A 2,502-nucleotide genomic window follows, 5' to 3' on the forward strand; every position below is an offset into this window, starting at 1 on the left:
CGACCGCCTGACCGCGGCGGAGCCCCCAGCGGCGCGCCGCCTCCTGCAGCGCCTCGATCTGAGGCAGCGGGTGCCGCCCGTCGCCGGGCTCGCCGTGCGCCGCGAGCTCGTGGTCGAGGTCGACGTAGACCGCGCCGGGAATGTGCCCCTCGAGGTACGCGGGTCGGCCGTCCGGGCGGTCGAGGCGCCACCGCACGTCGAGGACCAGCGGCGGCTCGGGTGACGCGAGGGCCGCCTCCAGCTCGTCGGGCATCACGAGGACGGCGGTGCGGTCGGGGATGTCGGTGTCGGTCATGACCGTCCTTTCGAGTGCGCTCACAGCGCGGTTCCGGGATTCAGGATGCCCTGCGGATCGAACAGCCGCCGCACCGCGCGCTGCAGGGCGACGACGTCGGGTCCGAGCTCGCGTCGGGCCCACTCGCGTTTGAGCCCGCCGACGCCGTGCTCGCCGCTCACGGTGCCGCCGAGCTCGAGGGCCAGCGCGAAGACGGCCTCGGCGGCGGCATCGGCCTGCGCGCGCGCCTCCTCCGACTCGTCGCGCAGGCGGATGATCGGGTGCAGGTTGCCGTCGCGCGTGGGCGAAGACGTAGACGTCGGCGCCGGTGTCGGCGGCGATCGCGTGGATCCGTCGGATCGCCTCGGCGAGGCGCGAACGGGGCACCGCGATGTCCTCGATCAGCACCCGGCCTCGCGCCTCGATCGCGGGCAGGGCGTCGCGGCGGGCTGCGGCCAGCGCGAGGCCCTCCTCGGCATCGAGCGTGGTCTCGACGCGGGTAGCGGTCGGCGCGAGCACGGCGCGCACCGCCTCGATCTCCTCCGCCGCACCGAAGCCGTCGGTCTGCACGAGGAGGAACGCACCTCCGCGCGTGGCGAGAGCGGAGCCGCGCAGGGCGTCGATCGCCTCAAGGGTGCGTCCGTCGACGAGCTCCAGCACGCTCGGTCGGAGGCCCACGAGGGCGAGCGCGACGGCCGCGTCGGCTCCGGCGGCGACATCGGTGAAGAACGCGGCGGCGGTGGCGGTCAGCCGCGGGCGCGGCAGGAGGCGGAGGGTCGCGCCGACGACCACGCCGAGACTCCCCTGCGACCCGACCAGCAGGGCGGTCAGGTCGAGGCCGACGACGCCCTTCACCGTGTCGCGGCCGAGGTGCACGAGGGAGCCGTCGGCCAGCACGACGTCGAGGGCGAGGACGGCGTCGCGCGTCACTCCGTACTTGGCACCGCGCAGCCCGCCCGCGTTGGTGGCGATGTTGCCGCCGATGGTCGAGATCTCGACGCTGCCCGGATCGGGGGCGTAGAGCAGGCCGTGGCGGGCCGCTGCGCGGTCGAGATCGGCGGTGATCACTCCGGGCTCGACGCGCGCGATGCCGTCGACCGGGTCGATCGAGAGGATGCGGTCGAGACCGGAGACGTCGAGGACGATCGCACCCTCCCCCGCGCTCGCGGCGCCCGCGAGTCCGGAGGCGGCGCCGCGGGTCACCACGGGGATCCCGTGCGCGGAGGCGTGGGCGAGCGTCGCGCGGACCTCGTCGACGTCGCGGGCGCGGACGACCCCGACGGGATCACCGGCGGGCGACCAGCCCGAGCGGTCGGCGCGGGCGACGGACGGGTCGAAGACCGGCGCAGCAATGCTCACGCGTCCACCCGCGTGATGATCTCCGCAGTGGCCGCGGAGGCCTTCACCCGCTCGAGGAACAGCACCACGGTCGCGGCGGCGGAGCGGTGGGTCGCGTCGTTCAGCGCATCGTGCCGGCCGCCCGCGAGGAGGTGGACCTCGGCGCGCGGGGCGGTGCGATACACGGCCACCGCCTCCTCGGCGGGACTGATCGCATCGGCCTCGCCGTGCAGCGCGAGTAGCGGGGCTCGAACGGCGCTCGCCGCGACGGCCAGCAGCTCGGGAGGCAGCACCGCGTCGCGCGCACCGGCGTCGGCCTCGCGCTCGAGCACCCCGGCGTGGGTGGGGCAGGCGGTCCGCTCGGCGATGCCCTCGCCGCCCTCGGCCCGGACCGGCAGACCTGCGACGATCACCGCGTCGACCGCGTCGGGCAGGGTGGCGGCGATCTCGAGGGCGACCGAGGCTCCCGCGTCGGAGCCGACGAGCACCACGGGCGAGACCGCCTCGGGGTCGCCCAGGAGGGCGAGCGCCTCCTCGCGGACGCCCGGTGCCGTGGCGTCGCCGAGGGCGCGCACGCGGTAGGCGTCGCGGGCGATCCGGGTGCCGAACCTCTCGTAGACGGCGGGGGTCTCGCCGCGACCGCCGAGGACGATCAGGGTGCCGCGGGCGGCGATCCCCTCCGGCTCGTCGAAGTGCCGGGCGGTGTGCGGGGAGGTGGGGGCGGTGAGGGTCATGCGGGGACGCCTTCGGAGAGGGGGACGGAGGAGCTCGGCGAGCGGGAGCGGCGCGACGGCCGCCTCCCGCCCGCGGAGCCCGAGGAGGAACTGCAGCCGCTCGCTCACGGGCACGGCGACGCCCGCCCGGCGGGCCGAGGCAGCACGACGTCGCCG

General features: G+C 76.2%; 2 protein-coding genes and 1 pseudogene. All 3 read right to left on the reverse strand.

What is annotated here, in order from left to right; all coding sequences use genetic code 11:
- Nucleotides 1–315: 315 nt before the first annotated feature.
- Nucleotides 316–561 (reverse strand): FAD-linked oxidase C-terminal domain-containing protein, encoded by a 246-nt coding sequence (locus ACH61_RS19410; RefSeq protein ID WP_413784044.1) that lies wholly within the window; start codon nt 559–561, stop codon nt 316–318.
- 70 nt (nt 562–631) lie between these two features.
- Nucleotides 632–1,633: pseudogene (locus ACH61_RS19415) on the reverse strand (FAD-binding oxidoreductase); the annotation flags it as partial.
- Nucleotides 1,630–2,502, reverse strand: an 873-nt coding sequence (locus tag ACH61_RS14990) for an alpha/beta hydrolase (RefSeq protein ID WP_236713714.1), incomplete at its 5' end; no start/stop codon positions are given. The gene ACH61_RS14990 and the pseudogene ACH61_RS19415, both read right to left, overlap by 4 nt.

The organism is Rathayibacter tanaceti, assembly GCF_001634385.1.
In the GTDB taxonomy this organism is placed as follows: Bacteria; Actinomycetota; Actinomycetes; order Actinomycetales; family Microbacteriaceae; genus Rathayibacter; species Rathayibacter tanaceti.